A 14,622-nucleotide genomic window follows, 5' to 3' on the forward strand; every position below is an offset into this window, starting at 1 on the left:
TTACACATTCAGCTGCTTTTGCTCGACCAAATACATTTGCGCATTGTGTACGGCAGCCTGCCCCACCACAGCAGCTTTCTGCCATTCACCATTGGCTTGTAGCTCCCACGCATTTTGATTGTCATGCAAATAACTCAGCAAGCCATCTTTCACAATACGCTGTTTAATTTTCTCATCCAAAATAGGGAAGCAGGTTTCCACACGTGAAAATAAGTTGCGTCCCATCCAGTCTGCGCTGGCACAATACAATTTTTTCGCACCACCATGCTCAAAATAATACACGCGGGTATGTTCCAAAAAGCGTCCCACAATCGAACGGACATGAATACGCTCAGACATCGCTTTCACTTTTGGAATCAAACAACAAATCGAGCGGATAATTAAATCGACCTGTACCCCTGCCTGCGAAGCACGGTACAAAGCCGTAATTAACTCAGGCTCAGTCAATGCATTGACTTTAATGATAATTCGGGCAGCTTTGCCTGCTTGTGCAAACCCGATTTCTTGTTCAATCAGTTTGAGTAATTCACTGTGTAAGGTAAATGGTGCATGCAGCAAGTTTTTTAATTTTGCCGATCTGCCCATACCTGTGAGCTCCTGAAACACCCGATGCACATCTTCACAAATATCAGGATGTGTGGTCATTAAACCGTAGTCAGTGTACATCCGCGCATTGCCTGCGTGATAGTTGCCTGTGCCCAAATGCACATAGCGCACCAACTGCTCTTGCTCACGACGCACAATCAAAATCATTTTGGCGTGGGTTTTATAACCCACAATGCCATACACCACCACAGCACCTGCCTCTTGTAAGACATTAGCAACCATAATGTTAGATTCTTCATCAAAACGTGCGCGTAGCTCAATCACGGCAGTGACCTCTTTGCCATTACGCGCGGCCTCTGCAAGTACCTGCACAATTTCAGAATCTGGGCCACTGCGATACAGCGTTTGCTTAATCGCCAACACATTTGGGTCTTTAGCCGCTTCTTTGAGTAAATTAATCACGGGCTGAAAAGAGTCAAATGGATGATGCAGTAACACATCCTGCTTTTTCAAAATCTCAAACATCGGCTTTTGCTTTCGAAATATTTTAGGAATCACAGGTGCAAAAGGGGGATATTTCAATTCAGGTCGGTCAAAACTACTGGTCAGACGCGACAGATTAATCGGACCGCTAATCCGATATAGCTGCTGTTCATCTAAATCAAACTCGCTGAGCAAATAATCAATAATATCTTGCGGGCAATCATCTTCAATTTCTAAACGTACTGCACGCCCAAAACGACGTGAAGATAATTCATCTTTTAAGGCGACTGCCAAATCATCAACATCTTCGGCCAAAATCAGGTCGGCATTGCGGGTCACCCGAAACGCATAGCAACCTGTGGCTTTCATGCCTGGGAACAGATCATTGATATGTTGCTGAATAATCGCAGTCAGGAAAATGTGTTCTGTTGCACTGCCTGCCACTTCTTTTGGCAAATTGATTAAACGTGGCAAGGAGCGTGGCGCAGGTACAATCGCCATTTCAATTTCACGGCCAAAGGCATCTTTGCCTTGTAAGCTGACAATAAAATTCAGACTTTTATTGACCAAACGTGGAAATGGATGCGATGGGTCAAGGCTGATTGGCGTCAAAACAGGCTGTACCTGACGCGCAAAATAATCGGCAATCCACGCTTTATGTTTATCCAAAATGTCATGATATTGAATAAAGTGAATCCCTAAACTTTGCAACTGCGGCAAAATGGCATAGTTTAACGTGTCATATTGCTGCTTCACCGCCTGATGCACTTTATCAGAGAGTTCTGCCAAGACCTGTTCAGTCGGAATGGCATCTGGGGTGCGGGTAGTGGCATTCAAATCAAGTTGCTTCATCAAACCTGCAACACGAATTTCAAAAAACTCATCTAAATTGCGTGAAAAAATAATTAGAAAGTTGAGTCGCTCTAAAATAGGTAACTCCGGGTCTAAAGCCTGCGCCAAAACCCGACGGTTAAACTCAATTAAAGAGAGTTCACGGTTAAAATAAGTATCAGATGAATGCTGAAAGTGTTCCATATCTTCTCTATGCTGTTTTAAGACAGTCTGCTTATTTCGCCTCTGTGCAAGGCATGGTAGGTAGAGATTATGACAATCATGTTACAGCCACACTTAATTGCAGAATATTTCGCTAGGATAAGGTTAATATAAAAACATGATTTTTATTTACTTTATTCTAAATTCAATTTAATTTAATAGCAAAAAAGGAAGGTATAACCCTTCCTTTTCACAATTAGTCTATTATCTAATTTTAGCCAAGTAAGTGCTGACTCTGCACTCGCTGTACCCCATGTGCCATCATCTGTTGCCATGCTTGTTCTAAAGAGCCATTTAAATCAATCGCTTTGGTGGCATCTTCAATGACATAGGTGCTAAAACCCATCTCACAGGCATCTATCGCTGTCCAAGCCACACAAAAGTCGGTAGCTATGCCCACAATATAAACCGTATCAATTTCACGGACTTTTAAATAAGCCGCCAAACCTGTGGTGGTTTTACGGTCTGCTTCCATAAAGGCAGAATAGCTATCTATTTGCTCGTGGAAACCTTTGCGAATAATCAATTGCGCTGTAGGCAAATCTAGGTCTGGGTGTAATTCGGCATCGAGTGTGCCCTGTACACAATGCACAGGCCACAACACTTGCTCGCCATAACTGAGTTGAATCTGTTCATAGTCCTGTTTGCCTGCATGATTAGCAGCAAAGGACACATGCGTTGCAGGATGCCAGTCTTGGGTGATCACAATGTTTTGAAACACACGCCCAAGCGCATTAATGCAGGGAATAATTTGATCGGCATCTGCAACCGCCAAATTACCTCCTGGACAAAAACCATTTTGCACATCGACCACAATCAAGGCGCTATTCAGCTGCTGCATGCTGTTTCCTTTCTCATCCTAAATGCGACCTTCAGCATAGCTGAAATTTAAGTCTGAGTGGTTTCACTTTGATAAAAATAAAAAGAATTGTGTTCAGCACAATGTTGATAGTTCGGTAGCTGTAACAATAATTGCCTTACAAAACGTGGATAGATTTTGGCTTTGCGTGCAGTCGCAGCATGAAAATAAAAATAAGGCAGTGGATGCCGAGTTAAATAATTGACCAAATGCTGTCGAGTTAAACGCATCACCTGAAAGGCATCAATACCTGCGTTGACATCTTCATAAGTGGCTTGATCGGCAAATGCCAGCCATGCATTTTGTTTTGGAGAAATCCGTGTTACCCGAAAATAGCGTTTCAATTCTAAAATAAATTCATATTCAATCAGATACAGCGAAAACTGCTGTTGATTCAACTGAAATTCTGCGATTAATTTTTTCTGCTTCAAATAACGCTCTTATCTTTACTGTTTTTTAGGTCTTATTATACCCTGCTTGCGTTATTGCCACCCAGTAGAATAGCCAGCTGTGCGACAGTACTTGTCACATTTCATTCAATAGTTTTTGCAAAAAAATCAGCGATCAACATACAAAAAAAATAGCCTGCATATTCAGGCTATTGGTCTTTCAACTGTTCTCATTCTTTTAAACAGTTGCAATACGACGTAGCAATAACCACATCATCAAGGGAATCACAATAAATGACAATAAACCATCTAAATAAATGACGTAGCAAAATATAGCCAAAAACAATCATTCAGCTGCGTTTCTATCATTTAAAAAAACAAAATATTCCCAATAAAATTCTCAGATATAAGCGCTAAAAGGTCTGAATTGAGCCTTAGTTATATAAAAAATCTGCTGTTCAGTATCGTAGTATTCCCACTTAAGGCTAATAAATCACTGGTGACCGTTGCGCTATACGGGTAAAAATTTGGGCACTAAAGAGATAATCATTATTTTCATTTTAAAGAACAAGCAACTGATCCTAAAATACTAAATTAAACAAAGTTTATGATTGCTTTGACGAAAGCATATTGTTCTGACACACTGAATCAGTCATAATTTGGCTAAGCATTATTTAATCAATTTGATTGAATTATGCCCAAAATCAAAATACTGCAACCATCCACATCTACTTTTCTACACCTCTGTGGATGGAAAAATAGGATCTTTTTAAAAAATGACTCAGCAAGCACAGACCATTCAAGGCTCAATTGTCGCAATTGTCACCCCAATGTTAGAAGATGGCAGCGTAGATTGGAAAGGTCTCGAGAAGCTGGTTGAGTGGCACATAGAACAAGGAACCAACAGTATTGTTGCTGTGGGTACAACAGGTGAAGCATCGACCTTAAGCATGGAAGAGCACACCAAAGTAATCGCAGAAATTATTCGCGTCGCAAATAAGCGTATTCCTGTCATTGCTGGTACTGGTGCAAACTCAACGCATGAAGCCATCGAACTCACCAAAGAAGCGCAACACCTAGGCGCAGATGCAGCCTTATTGGTAACGCCTTATTATAATAAGCCAACTCAGCAAGGTTTATACGAGCACTATAAAGCAATTGCAGAAGCAGTTGATTTACCTATCATTTTATATAATGTACCAGGTCGTACTGGTGTAGATATGTCCAATGAAACGGTTATCCGTCTCGCTGACATCCACAATATTGTGGGTGTAAAAGATGCAACGGGCGATGTGCCACGTGGTGAGCAATTACTGGCTGGCTTGGCAGGCAAAAACATGGTGGTGTACTCAGGTGATGACGCTACGGCATATCAATTGATGCTACATGGTGCGAAAGGCAATATTTCTGTAACTGCCAATGTTGCACCAAAAGCCATGAGCCAAGTTTGCGCGGCTGCGATTGCAGGTGATGCTGTAGCTGCAGAGCAACAAAACAGTACGATTGCAAATTTACACAATATTCTATTTTGTGAATCGAACCCAATTCCTGTGAAATGGGCACTTCATGAAATGGGATTAATTGGTACAGGAATTCGCCTACCATTAACTCCGCTTGCAGAACAATATCGTGCACCGTTACGCGAAGCCCTTCAGGCTGCGGGTGTCATTCAATAAAAGAGCTTAGTATGATGCAATTACGTTTTGGTTTTATCGCCGCACTTTCAGTATTGAGTTTGGCTGGTTGTAGTTCTCTTGCCATCAATAATGGTTCCTTGGACTATAAAGACGCCGCTACTTTAGCACCACTTCAATATCCAGAAGGTTCTGTGGTTCGACCTGCAACACCGTTGTATCCTGCACCAAGCGTTGACCCTTTAGCAACGGCAAATGCACCTAAGCTTGAAAATGCACGTGGCAACCGTTTTGCGATGCCACGTCCTGAAGCCATGCAAGCCAGCAGCAACACAGTTCAAGACAGTACGCAAATTGGACGTCCTCAACCCGTAGTTGACGGAAACCAAAATCCGTTGCTCAAAATTGATGGAAATTCTGCTACAATTTGGCAATACACACTTGCCACCCTCAGCAGTCTGAATTACAGCATTGTTGGTCAAAGTAAGAACCGTTACGAGGCAACCATTAAGGTCGATCAACAGATTTATGTCTTAAGATTGACCTCTGTCGGTTCGAGCAACAACCTAGCTGTATTCAATGCCGATAACAGCTTTGCAGATCAAGAAAAAGCTGCAGATCTGTTGGCCCAGATTTACCAAAATTGGCCAGCCTAGCCGTACTAGGCATTTTTTTTTGAAAAAGGTTCCCTCATGTTAAAACAAACCTTGCTCTATACTGGTAAAGCAAAATCTGTTTATACCACAGACAGTGCAGACCACCTGATTTTAGTCTTTCGTGATGATGCCTCTGCGTTCAATGGCGAAAAAATCGAACAACTAGATCGTAAAGGTAAGGTGAACAACCGTTTTAACGCCTTTATCATGGAAAAATTGGCTGAAGCGGGTATCGAAACTCACTTTGAAAAACTACTTACACCAAACGAAGTATTGGTGAAAAAGTTAGACATGATTCCTGTAGAGTGCGTTATTCGTAACTACGCTGCAGGTTCACTCTGCCGTCGTTTAGGTGTAGAAGAAGGTAAAGAACTGACCCCACCTACATTTGAATTGTTCTTTAAAGATGACGCTCTTGGCGACCCAATGGTAAACGAATCTCAAGCGATTGCTTTAGGTTGGGCCAATGCTGAACAATTGGCAAAAATGAAAGAATTAACTTACCAAGTCAACGATGTATTAAAAGCATTGTTTGATGCAGGTAACATGATTTTGGTCGACTTCAAACTTGAGTTTGGTGTATTCCACGACCGTATTGTGTTGGGTGATGAGTTCTCTCCAGACGGTTGCCGTTTATGGGACAAAGACACCAAGAAAAAACTCGACAAAGACCGTTTCCGTCAAGGTTTAGGCGGTGTGGTTGAAGCTTATGAAGAAGTTGCTGCACGTTTAGGCATCGACTTAGACAATATCTAATTCAAGCTTTTCAATTTTAAAAGCTGAATTCCCAAAACCGAGCAACATTGCTCGGTTTTTTGTATTTTGCTGTAGACCAAACAGGGTTTACAAACCAAATCTTTGAAAAAATCGCCCCATCCACAATGCCCAGTCTGTCTGCCTATTTTTAAATTTATCTGAATTTAAATTGTGTATTCTGCAATTCCGTGTATGCTTGTTGTCATACTAGAAAAATATGAAGTTCGTTTTAATCGTCTAAGTCCGTAGTTTTATTTTGTAATCCTTCGTTTGTTCAGATTTTAAGTCGCATCTTTTTCCCAGTTATTCCAAATCTTTTTTAGATTGCAACATATTAAAATTCAGCAGGATATTTCCCTATGTCAAATCCGACAATGAAAGGCACGGTAAAGTGGTTTAACGAAACTAAAGGTTTTGGTTTTATTCAACCAGAATCTGGTCCAGATGTGTTTGCGCATTTCAGCGAAATCGCACACTCAGGCTTCAAGACTTTACACGAAGGTCAGCAAGTTGAATTCAGCATTGCGCAAGGTCAAAAAGGCCCGAATGCTGTAAACATCAAACCGCTTTAAACCTTTGAATGCAGCACTCAAGGCTGCAAACAAATCTAAAAAAGCTCAAGTTGATTCTTGAGCTTTTTTTATGCCAATACTTTTACAAATATCTTTTCAGCTATACCAAATTGCTTAGGATTGAGTCTGCTGCCAGCGACGTTGCTGTAAACGTTCGCCTTCAACCTCACGCTTGTTGCGTGCCGACTCATACAGTTTAGTACCTTTCAATTCAGGTGGCATATATTCCTGTAGCACAAAATGCTCTGGGTAATTGTGTGGATACAAATAATCTACCCCGTAACCCTGTTCTTTCATCAGCTTGGTTGGTGCATTGCGTAAATGCAGTGGCACAGGCAAGTTCGCTGTTTTTTCGGCCAGATCCATCGCTTTGTTAATTGCCAAATAAGTGCTGTTACTTTTGGCACTGGTGGCCAGATACACCGCACATTGTCCTAAAATAATCCGTGCTTCAGGCATGCCAATGACTTGTACCGAACGAAAGCACTCGCCTGCCAGCAACAAGGCATTCGGGTTGGAATTGCCTATATCTTCTGAAGCTGCAATTAACATACGGCGTGCAATAAAAGTCGGGTCTTCACCGCCTTTAAGCATGCGTGCCATCCAATACAATGCTGCATCGGGGTCACTGCCACGAATTGACTTAATAAAGGCCGACACCAAGTCGTAGTGCTGTTCGCCCGACTTGTCATAACGAGCAATATTTTGTTGTGCGACCTTCACCACAATGGCATTGGTGATGATGTTTTCTACATCTGGTTCAAAGGTACTTGCAACCAAGTCCAGTAAGTTTAAAGCTTTGCGTGCATCGCCTGCGGCAAACTGAATTAGAGCATCAAATTCTTCAATCTGAATATAACGGTCTTTTAAGAACTGATCTTGCTGAATGGCTTGTGTTAGCAAGGTCTGAATTGCATCGGCATCTAGCGCTTTTAAGGTATAGACCTGACAGCGAGATAACAAAGCACTGTTCACTTCAAATGAAGGGTTTTCAGTGGTCGCACCAATTAAGGTGATTTTGCCCTTTTCAACTGCATTCAATAAGGCATCTTGCTGTGACTTATTAAAGCGATGAATTTCATCAATGAAGACCACAGGTGTAAGTAAGTCACCGCCTTCGGCAATAATTTCACGCAGCTCTTTGACCCCAGTATTCAGCGCAGAAAGGCTGATAAAAGGACGATCTACCGCCTGCGCCAACAGCAAAGCAATGGTAGTTTTCCCCACCCCGGGTGGCCCCCAGAAAATAATCGACGGCAAATGCCCCTGATCAATCATTTGGCGTAACGGCGCTTGCTCACCTAAAAGATGATCTTGACCAATAATTTGCGCTAAATCGCGTGGGCGCAAACGCTCAGGCAGTGGAATATGACTCTCTGACATCTTGTTATTTCTTTACTTGACTTCAACCTAGTCTACTATGATCTCAAGCTTTGGAGTATTTCTAATCGTGCCGTTTTATCTCTAAAACGCGACTCACGGTTTATTCTGCAATATGAATTAACGCACCCAACGCACCACGTAATCTTCTATGTCTTCTTCTGCAACATCCAGTTCTGAAATACAACGCCCTGCCGCAGATTTTTTGGCTTTAATCACACTTTGGCGTGAGCCCGTATTTAAGTAATGCCAAGATGGCAAATTTTTGCCCTGTTTTAAACGACGATAGGCACAACTTGGCGGCAACCAGTGAATTTTTTCTAGTTTTTCGGGGGAAAGTTGAATGCAATCGGGCACAAAGTCAAAGCGATTGGCATAATCTGAACAACGTGCTGTGTTACAGTCCAGTAACTTGCACGCCACTTTGGTATAGGCCATTTCTTGCGTGTCTTCATCTTCTAGTTTGACCAAACAGCATAAACCGCAACCATCGCATAAGGCTTCCCATTCCGCAGTATTTAAGGCATTCAGCGGATAGTTTTTCCAAAATTCAGGTCGTAATTGATCAGACATAGCGCACAGAAAATAACAAAACTGCGTCATTATAACAGCCTTGTTTCAACTTGTTGCTTTTGTTTAGTCTTTAAATGAATCAAACACTTAACTCAAACAACTGAACATTTAATACACAAAAACAAAACAGTGTGCTGCGTTCAGCCCCCTATACTAAATCCAGAAGCTATAAAAACACATGGAGAACAATTATGTTTCGTTGGGCTATAATCTTCGCAGTGATTGCGTTAATCGCGAGTTTACTTGGTTTTGGTGGTGTCGCAGGTTTATCCAAAGACTTTGCCATTATTTTATTGGTGATTGCTGTGATTTTAGCAATTGTTGGTTTCCTCTCTCGCGGCAAAGTCTAGTGATCTCGTCTATAGACTTGTAAATTTGTTAAAAAAAGAAGGATTGATTCCTTCTTTTTTTATATGTGCTTTTTACGCAACAGATGGCAATTGGGGCGTTTTTAAAATATTTTCTCACATTTATAGGCAGTATTTGCCCTGTTTTTAAAAATGCGTGCCATATTATTATGCTTTAATCATGGCATTGAAAACGATAAGGGATAAGACATGGCTTTAGCAATCAAAACTCGCGAAATTGAATATACGGCTGCAGATGGCAGCAAACTGATCGGTTATTTTGCTGCACCAGAAGCAGCTCAAGCTGTCGCGGGGGTGATTGTCGCACCTGAATGGTGGGGACGTAACGAATATACCGAACAACGCGCGCGTGAATTGGCTGAACATGGTTTTGCAGCCTTAGCGATTGATATGTATGGCGATAAAAAAGTCACCACCACCGCAGCCCAAGCCAATGAATGGATGATGCAAACTTTTGCAGATGCCGACACAATTGTGACTCGTGCGTCTGCAGCTTTGGACACTTTAGCAGCCCAACCTGAAGTAAATCGCGATAAACTCGCTGCAATTGGTTTCTGTTATGGCGGCAAAGTTGTACTGGATTTGGCTCGTTCTGGCGCAGCATTAAAAGCCGTGGTGACCTTCCACGCCAACCTCAGCCCGAAAGCCCCCGCACAACAAGGTCAGGTTCAAGCTGAGATTTTGGTGTTGCATGGTGAACTGGACAGCATGGTAACTTTAGACGACGTCGCAAGTTTCCGTGAAGAAATGCACGCGGCTCAAGTAGAGCATGAAGTGATTATTTTTGAAGATGCCAAACACGGCTTTAGTAACCCTCAAGCCGATGAACGTGCCAAAGCCAATGGGGTCGATTTAGGCTACAACGCATCGGCAGAGCAACAAGGTTTAGCTGCCATGTATGAAGTATTGGATCGTCGTTTAGCAGATTAATCTGCTGTTCAAATTTCGCAGCATATACTCAACGCAAGCCAAGAAAATTTTAAAGAAGAGGATATAACAATGACTGAGCAATGCCCTTATTGCAATTTTGATGATTATGATGTTTTGGCAAAAAATGAATTTGGGGTAATTTTACCTGAACCCAATGCCCTGTCTAAAGGACATTGCGTGATCATTCCGCTACGTCACGTCGGCTCTTTTTTTGACATTACAGACAAAGAACGTAAAAGTTTATTGTCTTTATTAGAATTGGCGCGCAATGAGTTGCAATTGCGTCATCAACCTGCAGGTTTCCATGTGGGTTTTAATGATGGCGATGTATTTGATGCCAAATCTGAGCATTTACACATCCACATTATTCCACGCTACGAAGGTCAGACCTTAAAATTGGATAACCGTTGGGGTATGAGCGGTCAAATTTAAACCACGACTCGTTTTATCCCAAACTAAGTGAAACAAAACCTAAAGAAGAAGATGCAAGCTCATCTTCTTTTTTTTATGCACGTAATTCCCACGCCAGTTTGGCTATACTAAGCCGCTACTTTACAAACTGGGTTCGCATGACTGCTTTTTCATTTTCCGATGCTCTCCTCACATGGTTCGATCAACACGGACGCCATGACCTGCCGTGGCAAGTCGCCGATGATCCTTATGCGGTGTGGGTGTCTGAAATCATGCTGCAACAAACTCAGGTCAAAACCGTATTGCAATATTTTGAACGTTTTTTGCAGCGCTTTCCGACAGTGCAAGATTTAGGACGCGCAACTTGGGATGAAGTTGCACCATATTGGGCAGGTTTAGGCTATTACGCCCGCGCCCGTAACTTGCACAAAGCAGCAGCCATTGTGGCTCAACAAGGATATTTTCCAAACACACTGGAGCAGTGGATGGCTTTGCCGGGCATTGGTCGCTCTACGGGCGGTGCCATGATGTCGCTGGGTTTACGCCAATACGGCGTGATTATGGATGGCAACGTCAAACGGGTGTTGGCACGTTTTTTTGCTATTGAAGACGATTTATCTAAACCTGTGCATGAACGTGCCATGTGGCAACTGGCAGAACAACTCTGCCCCGAAGTGCGTAATCACGACTATACACAAGCTATTATGGATTTGGGTGCCACCATTTGTACCCCCAAAAAACCACTGTGCTTATATTGCCCGATGCAACAGCACTGCAAAGCACATCAACAAGGTTTAGAACAGGAATTGCCCTTTAAAAAACCAAAAAAAGCTGTGCCTGTTAAAGCTGCACACGTCTTGGTGCTGCAATGTGCTGATCAATGGTTGTGGCAACAACGTCCCAATACAGGACTTTGGGGTGGACTCTGGTGTTTGCCTGTCATTGAAGATGCAAAAGCTTTTGAACAACTGTGTCAAAGCTTGCACCTTAAACACGTAAAGCAACGTGCACAGATTTCGCATAGCTTTACCCATTTCACTTGGCAGCTTGAAGCTCTTTGTTTTCAGATCGATGCTGATTTAAAAGAACACTTGGCAATTGAACTGAATGGAGAATGGCATAGTCCGCAACACGCCAGCGATTTAGGCATTCCAACCGCCATGAAAAAATTGATCTCGGCAATCAATCTGTGACATAGTCAAGCATCGTGATGAATGAAATTTTTGCTTTTCACTGCCATTACAAGGATGTCTTATGTTTCGATGGATTGCTGTTTTAAGCCTATCACTCTTCACTTTATTGATTGCGGCCTGTAGTTCTACACCGAAACGTCCCAGCTCCCCACTCCCGCCTGCCTTGGTGCAAAAACTCAATCAAATGAGTTTAAAAAACCGCTTACCCATTCCAGTACAGGGCATTAAAGCGAATCAATTGAATGACACTTGGGGCGCATCTCGTAGTCGCGGACGTTTACATGAAGGCATCGACATCATTGCTCCGAAAGGCAGCAAAGTGTATAGCGCCACAGAAGGTTTAATTGCAGACTTACGCGATAATCGCTTAGGTGGTAAAGTAATTTGGATATTAGGGCCTGCAGGCACTTGGCATTATTATGCACACTTAGATGGACACAAACGCGGTTTAAACGTGGGCGATTATGTCAAGGCAGGAACGCATATTGGCTATGTCGGCAATACAGGCAACGCCCGACACACTGCCGCACATTTGCATTACGGACTTTATTTAAATGGTAAAGGACGCGGCGCAGTCAACCCTTATCCTTATTTACGTTAATTTTGTTAGGAACATTTCATGTCTGAAGCCTTGATAAATCGATTGGTGGAATTTGCAGAATCTGGCAATCAACAAAAAATTGTGTTGACAGGACAAGTCCACCAAGGCTGGGTCATGGAAATTACTGAAGATGCCCTGCTCATCAGCACAGGTTATTCAGATAAAGTCGGTAAAGACAACTGGATTTCCTTTCACGATCTGCAACAGGCAGAACTATATTACTGGGATAACCAAAACAACCAATGGGCAGCTTTTCAGCTTTAAGTCCTTCCCATTTATATATATTCAGCTATCTATTCAACAAGGAGCATGACCCATGACGATACAGCGCTGTGGCTGGTGTTCCGATGATCCGCTCTATATTGCCTATCATGATTTAGAGTGGGGACGAGCTGTATTTACCGAAGCGCATTTATTTGAAATGCTGTGTTTAGAAGGACAGCAAGCGGGCTTGTCTTGGATTACTGTATTAAAAAAACGTGAAGCGTATCGTCAGCATTTTTTCCAATACAGCATTGCTGAAATTGCAGCCCTCAGTGATGACGATATCGCACTTAAATTACAAGATGCTGGATTGATTCGACATCGAGGTAAATTACAAGCGATTCGTGACAACGCACGGGCATGGCAGAAACTAAAAGACGCCGATATAAACGTCGTGACTTGGATTTGGGATTTTGTCGCTCAACAACCTTTTAGGAATGATGTGCCTGACTATCGTCTTGCACCTGCACAAACCGACGCCAGTGTTGCCATGTCGAAAGCCCTAAAGAAAAATGGTTTTAAATTTGTAGGCCCGACCACCTGCTATGCTTTTATGCAAGCTGTAGGCATAGTCGATGATCATGAAAATCACTGTCACTTTAAAACAACATCTTAAAGCAACATCCAAGCTTTAGTATTCAAAACTGCTCAACCCATAATAGCAAGATCACCAATCAATACAGTCAGCCTTATGACAAGGACGGTGCAATATGAGTAATACCATTCGAGCCTATGCCGCAATGCAGGCAGGTGAAGCCCTGCAAGCCTATCAATTTGATGCGGGTGAACTGCAGGCGCATCAGGTAGAAGTCAAAGTCGAATATTGTGGCTTATGCCATTCCGATCTTTCAGTCATTCAAAATGACTGGCATTCCTCAGTATATCCTGTGGTGGCAGGACATGAAATTATTGGCACGATTACTCAATTGGGCAGTGAAGCCAAAGGCTTAACCGTGGGGCAACGTGTAGGCATTGGCTGGACTGCAGACAGTTGCCAACACTGCGATGCCTGTATTGCAGGCGAACAAGTGCTGTGCAGCAATGGCACCACCGCAACCATTGTGGGACATGCAGGTGGTTTTGCCGATAAAGTCCGTGCAGGTTGGCAGTGGGTCATTCCATTACCCGATGAGGTCGATCCTGTCAGTGCAGGGCCTTTGCTCTGTGGTGGAATTACCGTATTTGATCCGATCTTGAAACATCAAATTCAGGCAGTACATCATGTTGCGGTGATTGGTATTGGTGGCTTGGGGCATATCGCCATCAAATTATTAAAAGCATGGGGCTGTGAAATTACGGCGTTCAGTTCCAATCCAGACAAAACCGCAGAATTACTGGCTATGGGTGCATACCATGTAGTGAACAGCCGTGATGCTGCTGCCCTTAAAACCCAGCGTGGCAAGTTTGACCTGATTTTAAGTACGGTAAACGTAAGCTTGGACTGGAATGCTTATTTAAGTACGCTTGCACCACATGGCACTATTCACATGCTAGGTGTAGCGCTAGAACCCATGCAAATTAAGGCGGGCAGCTTAATTGGCGGTGCAAAATCGGTTACTGGTTCATCGACAGGTTCGCCTGCAGCGCTGCGTCAATTACTACAATTTGCCGCACGCAAACAGATTGCCCCACAGGTGGAAGTTTTTCCGATGTCACAGATCAATCAGGCAATTGAACATTTGCATCAGGGCAAGGCACGCTATCGGGTGGTGTTAAAGGCCGACTTTGACTGATTTTTAAGATAAGTCATGTCCAATTTAACGGTCTTGCTCATCTCAGATGGGCAAGATTTATGTATAAAAAATGTTTTAGATATTCAGTCTGTTATAGAATAAACTGCGTAAGCAGCATATATTAAAAAGTTGATAAGCAGCATATATTAAAAAGTTGAATCGACACAGGCTGCAAAGCCACGTGCCAAACTAGAAAAGTCTGTGAAAAAGTCTGCTAAGAT

Annotated in this window: 16 protein-coding genes and 1 pseudogene; 12 read left to right on the plus strand and 5 right to left on the minus strand. The window is 42.7% G+C overall.

Annotated features, from left to right (window positions below; genetic code table 11):
* The 3 genes and pseudogenes from ppk1 to K1T76_RS13030 form a co-directional block, all read right to left on the minus strand.
* Positions 1-2,067 (minus strand): annotated as a pseudogene (gene ppk1, locus K1T76_RS13020) (polyphosphate kinase 1); the annotation flags it as partial.
* A 229-nt stretch (positions 2,068-2,296) separates the two neighbouring features.
* Positions 2,297-2,923 carry a bifunctional nicotinamidase/pyrazinamidase gene (pncA, locus tag K1T76_RS13025; RefSeq protein WP_230245565.1) on the minus strand — a complete coding sequence of 209 codons (627 nt, stop codon included), beginning with the start codon at positions 2,921-2,923 and terminating at the stop codon, positions 2,297-2,299.
* A 47-nt stretch (positions 2,924-2,970) separates the two neighbouring features.
* Entirely contained in the window at positions 2,971-3,372 is a 402-nt protein-coding gene (locus K1T76_RS13030; protein ID WP_230245566.1) for a hypothetical protein, read from the minus strand.
* A 734-nt stretch (positions 3,373-4,106) separates the two neighbouring features.
* Here K1T76_RS13030 and dapA point away from each other — a divergent pair.
* The 4 genes from dapA to K1T76_RS13050 all read left to right on the plus strand — a co-directional run bounded on the left by dapA (position 4,107) and on the right by K1T76_RS13050 (position 6,948).
* Entirely contained in the window at positions 4,107-5,006 is a 900-nt protein-coding gene (dapA, locus tag K1T76_RS13035) for a 4-hydroxy-tetrahydrodipicolinate synthase (RefSeq protein WP_230245567.1), read from the plus strand.
* A gap of 14 nt (positions 5,007-5,020) precedes the next feature.
* A complete protein-coding gene (locus K1T76_RS13040) occupies positions 5,021-5,620 on the plus strand; it encodes a hypothetical protein (protein ID WP_026438344.1) in 600 nt (199 codons plus the stop codon).
* A 36-nt stretch (positions 5,621-5,656) separates the two neighbouring features.
* The gene (purC, locus tag K1T76_RS13045) at positions 5,657-6,376 is read left to right on the plus strand and encodes a phosphoribosylaminoimidazolesuccinocarboxamide synthase (protein ID WP_004974116.1); all 720 of its coding nucleotides are present in this window, start codon (positions 5,657-5,659) and stop codon (positions 6,374-6,376) included.
* A gap of 359 nt (positions 6,377-6,735) precedes the next feature.
* Complete coding sequence (locus K1T76_RS13050) at positions 6,736-6,948, plus strand: cold-shock protein (protein WP_004974113.1); 213 nt, start codon at positions 6,736-6,738, stop codon at positions 6,946-6,948.
* A 114-nt stretch (positions 6,949-7,062) separates the two neighbouring features.
* Here the strand turns inward: K1T76_RS13050 and K1T76_RS13055 are convergent, their stop codons facing one another.
* On the minus strand, positions 7,063-8,331 hold the full coding sequence (locus tag K1T76_RS13055; protein ID WP_230245568.1) for a replication-associated recombination protein A: 1,269 nt from the start codon (positions 8,329-8,331) through the stop codon (positions 7,063-7,065).
* A 117-nt stretch (positions 8,332-8,448) separates the two neighbouring features.
* On the minus strand, positions 8,449-8,901 hold the full coding sequence (locus K1T76_RS13060) for a YcgN family cysteine cluster protein (protein WP_019838055.1): 453 nt from the start codon (positions 8,899-8,901) through the stop codon (positions 8,449-8,451).
* 191 nt (positions 8,902-9,092) lie between these two features.
* Between K1T76_RS13060 and K1T76_RS13065 the strand changes: the two genes are divergently transcribed.
* The 8 genes from K1T76_RS13065 (at position 9,093) to ahr (ending at position 14,401) form a co-directional block, all read left to right on the plus strand.
* The gene (locus K1T76_RS13065; RefSeq protein WP_004647174.1) at positions 9,093-9,251 is read left to right on the plus strand and encodes a DUF1328 domain-containing protein; all 159 of its coding nucleotides are present in this window, start codon (positions 9,093-9,095) and stop codon (positions 9,249-9,251) included.
* A 207-nt stretch (positions 9,252-9,458) separates the two neighbouring features.
* Positions 9,459-10,199: a dienelactone hydrolase family protein gene (locus K1T76_RS13070; RefSeq protein ID WP_070155796.1), complete on the plus strand. Its 741-nt coding sequence runs from the start codon at positions 9,459-9,461 to the stop codon at positions 10,197-10,199.
* Positions 10,200-10,268: 69 nt separating this feature from the next.
* Positions 10,269-10,631, plus strand: a complete 363-nt coding sequence (locus tag K1T76_RS13075; RefSeq protein WP_070155794.1) for an HIT family protein — start codon at positions 10,269-10,271, stop codon at positions 10,629-10,631.
* Between the two features lie 137 nt (positions 10,632-10,768).
* Positions 10,769-11,803, plus strand: coding sequence for an A/G-specific adenine glycosylase (gene mutY / locus K1T76_RS13080; RefSeq protein ID WP_230245569.1), 1,035 nt, complete (start codon positions 10,769-10,771; stop codon positions 11,801-11,803).
* A 61-nt stretch (positions 11,804-11,864) separates the two neighbouring features.
* Positions 11,865-12,404, plus strand: a complete 540-nt coding sequence (locus tag K1T76_RS13085; RefSeq protein WP_230245570.1) for a M23 family metallopeptidase — start codon at positions 11,865-11,867, stop codon at positions 12,402-12,404.
* Positions 12,405-12,422: 18 nt separating this feature from the next.
* Positions 12,423-12,668: a hypothetical protein gene (locus tag K1T76_RS13090; protein WP_096902478.1), complete on the plus strand. Its 246-nt coding sequence runs from the start codon at positions 12,423-12,425 to the stop codon at positions 12,666-12,668.
* Between the two features lie 52 nt (positions 12,669-12,720).
* On the plus strand, positions 12,721-13,284 hold the full coding sequence (locus K1T76_RS13095) for a DNA-3-methyladenine glycosylase I (protein WP_230245571.1): 564 nt from the start codon (positions 12,721-12,723) through the stop codon (positions 13,282-13,284).
* A gap of 94 nt (positions 13,285-13,378) precedes the next feature.
* Positions 13,379-14,401 (plus strand): NADPH-dependent aldehyde reductase Ahr, encoded by a 1,023-nt coding sequence (gene ahr, locus K1T76_RS13100; RefSeq protein ID WP_019838049.1) that lies wholly within the window; start codon positions 13,379-13,381, stop codon positions 14,399-14,401.
* Positions 14,402-14,622 lie beyond the last annotated feature (221 nt).

Origin of the sequence: Acinetobacter sp. PW68, from assembly GCF_020982655.1 — a bacterium.
Taxonomy (GTDB): domain Bacteria; phylum Pseudomonadota; class Gammaproteobacteria; order Pseudomonadales; family Moraxellaceae; genus Acinetobacter; species Acinetobacter towneri_A.

What these genes read in the sequence shown, in the direction of transcription:
- purC (WP_004974116.1), top strand. Translation starts at nt 5,657, where the DNA reads ATGTTAAAACAAACCTTGCTCTATACTGGTAAAGCAAAATCTGTTTAT.
- K1T76_RS13055 (WP_230245568.1), bottom strand. Translation starts at nt 8,331, where the DNA reads ATGTCAGAGAGTCATATTCCACTGCCTGAGCGTTTGCGCCCACGCGAT.
- K1T76_RS13090 (WP_096902478.1), top strand. Translation starts at nt 12,423, where the DNA reads ATGTCTGAAGCCTTGATAAATCGATTGGTGGAATTTGCAGAATCTGGC.
- K1T76_RS13050 (WP_004974113.1), top strand. Translation starts at nt 6,736, where the DNA reads ATGTCAAATCCGACAATGAAAGGCACGGTAAAGTGGTTTAACGAAACT.
- K1T76_RS13085 (WP_230245570.1), top strand. Translation starts at nt 11,865, where the DNA reads ATGTTTCGATGGATTGCTGTTTTAAGCCTATCACTCTTCACTTTATTG.
- pncA (WP_230245565.1), bottom strand. Translation starts at nt 2,923, where the DNA reads ATGCAGCAGCTGAATAGCGCCTTGATTGTGGTCGATGTGCAAAATGGT.
- K1T76_RS13060 (WP_019838055.1), bottom strand. Translation starts at nt 8,901, where the DNA reads ATGTCTGATCAATTACGACCTGAATTTTGGAAAAACTATCCGCTGAAT.
- mutY (WP_230245569.1), top strand. Translation starts at nt 10,769, where the DNA reads ATGACTGCTTTTTCATTTTCCGATGCTCTCCTCACATGGTTCGATCAA.
- K1T76_RS13070 (WP_070155796.1), top strand. Translation starts at nt 9,459, where the DNA reads ATGGCTTTAGCAATCAAAACTCGCGAAATTGAATATACGGCTGCAGAT.
- ahr (WP_019838049.1), top strand. Translation starts at nt 13,379, where the DNA reads ATGAGTAATACCATTCGAGCCTATGCCGCAATGCAGGCAGGTGAAGCC.
- K1T76_RS13095 (WP_230245571.1), top strand. Translation starts at nt 12,721, where the DNA reads ATGACGATACAGCGCTGTGGCTGGTGTTCCGATGATCCGCTCTATATT.
- K1T76_RS13075 (WP_070155794.1), top strand. Translation starts at nt 10,269, where the DNA reads ATGACTGAGCAATGCCCTTATTGCAATTTTGATGATTATGATGTTTTG.
- dapA (WP_230245567.1), top strand. Translation starts at nt 4,107, where the DNA reads ATGACTCAGCAAGCACAGACCATTCAAGGCTCAATTGTCGCAATTGTC.
- K1T76_RS13065 (WP_004647174.1), top strand. Translation starts at nt 9,093, where the DNA reads ATGTTTCGTTGGGCTATAATCTTCGCAGTGATTGCGTTAATCGCGAGT.
- K1T76_RS13040 (WP_026438344.1), top strand. Translation starts at nt 5,021, where the DNA reads ATGCAATTACGTTTTGGTTTTATCGCCGCACTTTCAGTATTGAGTTTG.